This is a genomic window from Streptomyces sp. NPDC058459, from assembly GCF_042721685.1.
In the GTDB taxonomy this organism is placed as follows: domain Bacteria; phylum Actinomycetota; class Actinomycetes; order Streptomycetales; family Streptomycetaceae; genus Streptomyces.
The window spans coordinates 1-7,392 of sequence record NZ_JBHXLV010000272.1 but is presented as its reverse complement, the minus strand read 5'-3'; the positions used below and the strand labels follow the sequence as shown (position 1 = coordinate 7,392).

The 7,392-nt window shown below is 74.7% G+C and carries 6 protein-coding genes and 1 pseudogene; 3 read left to right on the top strand and 4 right to left on the bottom strand.

All coding sequences use genetic code 11. From position 1 onward, the window contains the following. From ACFWN1_RS30290 to ACFWN1_RS30275, 4 genes and pseudogenes are all read right to left on the bottom strand, one after another. Positions 1–1,592, bottom strand: a pseudogene (locus ACFWN1_RS30290) (hypothetical protein); the annotation flags it as partial. A gap of 52 nt (positions 1,593–1,644) precedes the next feature. After that, complete coding sequence (locus ACFWN1_RS30285) at positions 1,645–2,517, bottom strand: hypothetical protein (RefSeq protein ID WP_384368953.1); 873 nt, start codon at positions 2,515–2,517, stop codon at positions 1,645–1,647. Between the two features lie 121 nt (positions 2,518–2,638). Beyond that, positions 2,639–4,168, bottom strand: coding sequence for a hypothetical protein (locus ACFWN1_RS30280; RefSeq protein WP_384368950.1), 1,530 nt, complete (start codon positions 4,166–4,168; stop codon positions 2,639–2,641). Positions 4,169–4,261: 93 nt separating this feature from the next. Continuing rightward, a complete protein-coding gene (locus ACFWN1_RS30275) occupies positions 4,262–4,954 on the bottom strand; it encodes a GntR family transcriptional regulator (protein WP_384368947.1) in 693 nt (230 codons plus the stop codon). A gap of 183 nt (positions 4,955–5,137) precedes the next feature. On the opposite strand from ACFWN1_RS30275, the gene ACFWN1_RS30270 reads away from it, so the two are divergent. The 3 genes from ACFWN1_RS30270 to ACFWN1_RS30260 are packed head-to-tail and all read left to right on the top strand — an operon-like array spanning position 5,138 to position 7,385. Beyond that, complete coding sequence (locus ACFWN1_RS30270; protein WP_384368944.1) at positions 5,138–5,905, top strand: LamB/YcsF family protein; 768 nt, start codon at positions 5,138–5,140, stop codon at positions 5,903–5,905. Beyond that, positions 5,902–6,519, top strand: coding sequence for an allophanate hydrolase subunit 1 (locus ACFWN1_RS30265; protein ID WP_384368941.1), 618 nt, complete (start codon positions 5,902–5,904; stop codon positions 6,517–6,519). Before ACFWN1_RS30270 ends, ACFWN1_RS30265 begins: the two co-directional genes overlap by 4 nt. Next, complete coding sequence (locus ACFWN1_RS30260) at positions 6,516–7,385, top strand: biotin-dependent carboxyltransferase family protein (protein WP_384368939.1); 870 nt, start codon at positions 6,516–6,518, stop codon at positions 7,383–7,385. Before ACFWN1_RS30265 ends, ACFWN1_RS30260 begins: the two co-directional genes overlap by 4 nt. Positions 7,386–7,392: the final 7 nt, after the last annotated feature.

Here is a 7,392-nt window from a genome sequence, read left to right as displayed (position 1 = left end):
GGGTCGGATTCGGGGGCGCTGTCGTCGAGCCAGCCCGCGCGGACCGCCTCGGCCGTCTCCTGCTCGACCTCCGCGAGGCGCTGACGCAGGTGCCCGATCTCGCTGCGGGCCCGCTGGGCGTCGGTGGCGGCGGAGGTGGAGTCGCGGTACGCGCCGTCGCTGACCTCCTGGAGAGCGGCGGAGCGCTCCTCCTCCTCGTTGGCGAGCGCGTCGGCGTTCCCGGCGGCGGCGTGCAGGGCGCGTACGAGGTCGACGGCGGCCTTGGCGCGGGCGGCGAGCGCGGGTGCGGCGTCCCGCTCGGCCTCCTGGATGGCGGCGGAGACCCTGGCCGCCCGGTCGGCGGCGGCGCGGTGGCGCAGCACGGCCTCGGCGGCCTGCCAGGCGGAGTACAGGGTGCGGGCGTCGGCCAGTTCGCGCTTCTGCGCGGCGGCGGTCTTCTCGGCGGCGGCCAGCGCCAACGAGGCGTGCCGATAGGCGAGTTCGGCCGCGACCAGGGAGCTGCGCCCGCGGGCGCCCTCGGAGTGGGTGACCGCCTGGGCGGCGGCCGTGACCCGCTGGGCGAGGTCGGTTGCGCGGACCCGCTCGCGCACGCCCCGCGCGGACAGCCGCCGGGCCAGGGTACGGGTGCGGCGCTCGGCGCCGGTGTGCACGTCCCGCGCGCGGGTGCGGGCGTCGGCCGCGTCGACGATCCGGCCGAGCAGGTCGGCCGAACCGGCCGTGAAGTCGCGTTCCGCGATGAGTTCGGCGCGGCGGCCCAGCTTGTTGCCGAACCCGCTGACGAGGTCGGCGAGGCCGTCGGTGTCACGGGTGTCGGTGACGGCGCGCAGCAGCAGGTCGGTGAAGTCGGAGTCCTTCTTGACCGCGAAGAGGCCGGCCGCCTCGCCCTCGTCGGCGTTCATCTCCCTCTGGTAGCGGAAGAGTTCGGGGTCGAGGCCCAGGTCGCCGAGGTGCTCGGTCCAGCGCTCGTGGGTCTCCTCCCAGTGCGCCTCCAGGTGCGGGTAGCTCTTGCCCGCCTCGGTGAGGGCGTCCCGGAAGCCCTTCATGGTGCGGCGGCGCCCCCGCGCCCCGGAGGCGCCCTCCACGAGCGGCCGTACGGCGGTGGACTCGGCGACGGGCAGGCTGTCCAGGCTGAGACCGGGGCCGGGCCGGAAGGAGTACCAGGCTTCGGCGAACTTGCGCGGGTCGCCCGAGACCTGGCGACCGCGCCACTCGCTGACCTTGCCGACGACCACGCACGCTCCGGTCTGCACGTGCTGCCACTCCAGCGCGACATGCCCGCAGTCGTCGGCGAGCAGGAACTTGCGCAGCACGCCGGAGCTGGCGCCGCCCAGGGTGTTGCGGTGGCCGGGCAGCATCACCGAGAAGATCAGCTTGAGCAGGACGGACTTGCCGCCGCCGTTCTCCAGGAACAGCACACCGGCGGGCGCGGGGCGGCGCGGCGGGCCGACCGGCTCCTCCTCGAAGAACTCCGCCTGGGTGGGCGCCGGATCGGGCACGGGGGCGCCCACGCCGCGCAGGTCGAGCACGGTGTCGGCGTAGCGCGCGCCGGCGGGCCCGATGGAGTAGAGGCGGACGCGGGACAGCTCGTACATGGCGGACTCTCGTCGTAAGTCTTCGAAAAGGTGCGGTGGTTCGGGGAGCGGGTCAGGAGTGGAAGGGCAGTCCGGCGTCGGCCACCAGGTCCAGGTCGTCGGTGTCCTCGGCGGGCAGCAGGGTGGCGGTGCCTCCGGTCTCGGTCACGACGCCCAGTTCGAGCAGTTCGGTGAGGGCTGCGGCGCCCGCCACGTCCCGTACCTGGAGCTGGTGGCGGGCGGTGGTGCGGTAGGTGCCGCCGTGGTCGTCGCCGGTGCGCTGGAGGAAGCCGGAGTCGGTGAGGAAGCCGAGCGCCTTGGCGACGATGCCGGTGGTGGAGGCGGCCGGGCGGCGGGCGTCCTTGGTGGCGCCGGTGGCGCTGCGCCGGGCCCAGATACGCCAGGCGGCCTCCAGGCCGGGGGCGTCGGTGACCGGGTCGGTGTTCTCCCCAGACCGCGCGGCCCGCTCCTCCAGCCTGCGGCACGCCTGCCGTACGAAGGCGTCCACGCCGTTGACCGTGACGCGCCCGATGTAGGAGTCGTCGGCCAGGTCCTCGGGGCGCGGGAAGGCCAGCGCGGCGACGGACAGGTGGGCCAGGCCGTGCAGGAAGCGGTCGGCGGAGTCGGCGGCGGTACGGCGGGCGTAGTCGCCCATCCGCACCGCGAACACCGAGTCCTCGGCGGCCGTCACGGCCATCCCGGCCCGGGGCGACACCTCCAGCACGACGAGCCCGAGTCCGGTGGCCACGGCGTCGGCCAGCCGCGCGAACGCCCCGTCCTCGCGGTACCGCCGCAGCAGCTCGGTGTACTCCTGATCCCGCGCGGGCTGGAGCTTCGGCTGCAGCCCGAACGCCACGAGCCGAGCCGCGTCGGCGGCGTCGGCGGGGGTGACGGCAGGCGGCGGCGCCGGCGCTTCGACGTCGTTCCACTCGGCGTGCTCGGTCACGACGCAGACTCCTTGAACTCGAAACAGGGGGCGACCGGAGCCCGCCCAGGGGCGCGGGGCCGCGTTGGATCACGCGGCTCCGCCGCTCGGGCGCGGGGAGCCTCGACGGCGGGAAGGCCACTCACCCGGCCACCGCCCGATCGCCGGCCATCCCCACCGCGTCCAACAAGGCGGTCCCCACGATCAGATCCGCCCCACCGAAGTCGGGATCGTCCAGCTCGGCGCCGTCATCGACGGCGAACAGCAACTTCGCCTCCCCCTGCCGGTAAGCGGTCCCCACCGCGGGACTGGCCGCATGAATGGCCATCAGCGCGACCAGGTACGCCAGCTCGAACCCCGCAGCCGTCCGGGCATCGGCCAACAGCCCCGACAGCCTCCGAGGAGCGTCGGGCGGCAGCTCCAGCAAAGCCCTGGCGGCGGCGACCTGTTCCTCCGAGAACCGGCTGTCGTCCGGCGTGGCGATGAGGTCGGGCTCCGGCATCTCCGCCCCGAGATGCTCCCGCTCGACCGGCGGTGTCAGCAGGATGTCGACCAGGTCCCCCACCCGCACCGCCACCGGCGTACGCGGCCCCACCCCGCCGGCGAAGAACGCGTCGGTGACCCGGATCGCCTGCTGGAGCGGCAACGGCAGCACCGGCGCGACCAGCTGCCCGTACAGGTCCATGGCGGAGGCTCCCGCGGACGTGGCGAACGCCTGCCGGTCCTGCTCGGCGCGGAACAGCGGCCCCGCCTCGAGCAGCCGGGACTGGAGCTGGGTGTGGCGCCGGATGCAGTCCTTGACGATGTCGACCAGCTCGGCGGCGCGCCGCTTGTGCTCGGGCTCCTCGGACTCGTCGCGGGCCTTGCGGATGTTGGTGAGGATCGCGTTCTCGTGGCGGTAGCGGTCGGCCACGTGGTCCAGCGCCTCGGCGATCATGTCGGGCACGGAGTTGAGCCAGTCGACCGCGCGGACGTCGCGCCGGGTGGCGTCCAGGGCGCGGCGCAGGGTCTCGGAGTACTGCACGGTGCGGTAGCGGGCCTGCTCGGCGGCGAGTTGGGCGTCGGCCAGCCGGCCCCGGCTGATCAGCACCTCGAGCTTGACCTCGGCGGCGATCTGGGCGCTGGTGACGTCGGTGTCGAGGGCGCCGACCAGGACGTTGACGGCTTCGTCGGTGGTCCGGAGGTACACCGTGCCGCCGGGGCCGGGGACCTCTTCGATCAGCTTGAAGTCGTAGTCGCGGCGGACATAGCTGCCGTCGGAGGCGAAGGTGCCGTACACCGCGCGGAAGCCCCGGTCGGCGCTGCCGACGTTGATCAGGTTCTCCAGCACCCAGCGGGCCACGCGCCCGTGTTCGGCGGTGGTGCGGTGCGGGGCCTGGGCGGCGATGCGGGGGACGAGGCGGGCGACGATCTGCTCGTGGTCGGCGCCGGTGTCGAAGTCCATGTTGAGCGTGACGAGGTCGATGGCGGCGAGCGCCACCTCGGCCATGCCGTACGTCGAGTACTCACCGGCGAGGTTGGCCTTGCGGGCGTCCAGGTCGTGCAGCGGGGCCGTGCACGCGAGCGCGCGCAGCCGCCGCGCCAGCCCCTCGTCGGCGGCCGGGCCCGGTGCGGGGCGCGGCGCCGCGCTGAGCTGGGGCGGAACGCGGTCCGTCGGTGCAGGCGAAGTCACGGTGCACAGATTAGGTCCTCGGTCCGACAACAACCCAAACGGTGCGGAAGCGACGGCCGTCGCAGCGGCGCGAGAGGCTCCCCGGCGGGGGCCTCACTCCTCGTCGATCCGGCGCCGGTAGACCTCAAGCACCCGTTCGAGGGAGTCGGCCAGGTAGGTCGACAGCAGTTCCTCCGCCCCGCCGCGGTCTCCGGCACGCAGGGCGTCGAGGAGCCGGCGGTTGCGGGCGAGGTAGGGCTCGTGGAGGCGGCGCGGGTGGTCCACGTGGTGGAAGGCGAGCCGGAGTTCGGCGAAGACGCCGCGCATCAGTTCGTCGGTGCGCTCGCTGCGGGCCAGCGCGACCAGTTCCCGGTGGAAGTGGAAGTTGGCCGTACCCAGCGATTTCCAGTCACTCTCCCGCGCGGCGGACTCTCCCTCGGCGACCGCGCCGGCAAGTCCTTCGAGGGCGTACGGGGGCTCGCCGAGGCCGCGTACGACGGCGCACTCGACCAGGGCGCGGGTGCGGTAGATGTCCTCCACGTCCGCGACGCTCAGCACCCGGACGAAGACGCCCCGGTTGAGTTCGTGGACCAGCAGCCGTTCATGGGTGAGCAGCCGGAACGCCTCGCGCAAGGTGTTGCGGGACACCCCGAGGGCGCCGCCGATGCTGTCCTCCGACAGCCGGGTGCCGGGCGGGAAGTAGCCCTCCGCGATCCGGCTCCGGAGGATGTCGGAGACGCGTTCGGCGGTGCTGGTACGGCCCAGGAGGACCCGGTCTTCGGCAAGTCGGCTCGGATGCTCTGCCATGCCCGGAATTCAACCGCACGGCACGAGGCAGGACAACGCACCTATGGAAAGATTGTTCAACGATCCTCTACAATATTCCGCATGGTCTCCCCCACAGGACCCGCACCGCACCGCTCACCGAACCCCGCCCCTCCGCACGCTTCGGCCTCGACCGAACCGCGTACCCGAGGAGGTACCCGCCCCATGACCGCGATCGGACCGGTCGATCTCAACGCCGACCTCGGAGAGGGCTTCGGCCGATGGCGGCTGACCGACGACGAGGGGCTGCTGTCCGTCGTCACCAGCGCCAATGTGGCCTGCGGGTTCCACGCCGGGGACGCGGCCACCATGCGCCGGGTGTGCGAACTGGCGGCCGCGCGCGGGGTGACGATCGGCGCCCAGGTGTCCTACCGGGACCTCGCCGGTTTCGGCCGTCGCGCGATGGACGTGCCGTCTGCCGAGCTGACGGCCGAAGTCGCTTACCAGATCGGCGCGTTGGAGGTGTTCGCCCGCGCGGCGGGCGCCCGCGTGGCCTACGTCAAGCCGCACGGCGCGCTCTACAACCGGGTCGTACGGGACGAGGAGCAGGCCCGCGCCGTGGTCGAGGGGGTGCTCCTCGCCGATGCCCGGCTGCCGGTGCTGGGACTGCCCGGCTCGCGTCTGCTGGAGGCGGCCGCGCAGGCGGGCCTGCGCGGCGTCCCGGAGGCGTTCGCGGACCGCGCCTACACCGACGAGGGCACGCTCGTACCGCGCGACCGGGAGGGTGCCGTGGTCAGCGATCCGGAGGTGGTGGTGGCGCGGTCGCTGGACCTCGCCCGCTCCGGCGAGGTGGACGCGCTCTCGGGGGCCCGCGTCCGGGTACGGGCCCGTTCCCTGTGCCTGCACGGCGACACCCCCGGCGCGGTCGGGCTGGCCCGGCGGGTACGGGACCGGCTGGCCTCGGCGGGCGTGCCGGTGGAGGCGTTCGCATGAGAGCGCTGCCGGTGGGCGAACCCGCGCTGCTGGTGGAGGTCGCCACGGCGGAGCAGGTGCGGGCGCTGCACGCCGAGCTGCTGCGGCGGCGCGCGGAGGGTTCGCTGTCCGCCCGCGAGATCGTCCCGGCGGCCCGTACGGTCCTGCTCGACGGCCTGGACGACCCGGTACGACGGGCCGCCGAACTCACCGCCGCCGAACCGCCGCCCGTTCCCCCGGCCGTCGCCGCCCCGGTCGAACTCCCGGTGCGCTACGACGGCCCGGATCTCGCGGAGGTCGCCGCCCGCTGGGGCGTGTCGGCGCGCGAGGTGGCCGGCATCCACGCGGACACCGCGTTCACGGTGGCCTTCTGCGGCTTCACGCCGGGCTTCGGCTACCTCACCGGCCTGCCGGAGCACCGGTACGTGCCGCGCCGGTCCACCCCGCGCACGTCCGTCCCGGCCGGATCGGTCGCGCTGGCCGGGCCGTACACCGGCGTGTACCCGCGCTCGTCGCCAGGCGGCTGGCAGTTGATCGGCCGTACGGACGCCGTGCTGTGGGACACCGCGCGGGAACCGGCCGCCCTGCTGGCGCCGGGCACGCGTGTGCGCTTCGTCCCGGTGGAGGACGCGTGACGGACCGTGCGCTGGTGGTGGTGCGGGCGGGCGCGCTGACGACCGTGCAGGACCGGGGGCGGCCCGGCCACGCCCACCTGGGCGTCCCCCGTTCCGGCGCGCTCGACCCGCCCGCCGCCGCGCTCGTCAACCGGCTGGCCGGCAACTCCCCGGACGCGGCCGTACTGGAGACGACGCTCGACGGGTGCGCCGTCAGCGCCCGTTCGGCGGTCACCGTCGCCGTGGGCGGCGCGCCCTGCCCGGTGACGGTGGGCGGCCGCCCGGCGCCCTGGGGCGCGCCGGTCCGAGTGGCGGCGGGCCAGGTGCTGGAGGTGGGGGCGGCGGTGGCGGGGGTGCGGAGCTACGTCGCGTTCGGGGGCGGGGTCGCGGTGGAGCCGGTGCTCGGCAGCCGGGCCACGGACCTGCTGTCGGGCCTGGGCCCGCCGCCCCTCGCGGACGGCATGGTGCTCCCGCTCGGCCGCCCGGCCGCACCCTTGGCCCGGCTGGACAGCGCCCCGCAGCCCGCTCCCCCGGCGGAGCTGGTCCTGCGGATCACGCTGGGCCCCCGCGAGGACTGGTTCACCCCGCAGGCCCTGAGCGACCTGACCACCCGGCCGTACCGGGTCTCCCCGGCGAGCAACCGCATCGGCCTGCGCACGGAGGGAGTCCCGCTGGAACGCGCCCGCTCGGGCGAACTCCCCAGCGAGGGAATGGTGTCGGGGGCGATCCAGGTCCCGCCGGACGGCCTGCCCCTGATCTTCCTGGCCGACCACCCCACGACCGGCGGCTACCCGGTCCCGGCCGTGGTCCACCCGGCGGACCTGGCGGGCGCGGCCCAGGCGCGGCCGGGCATCACGCTGCGTTTCGTGCTCGTACGCCGCCGCTGACCCGGGC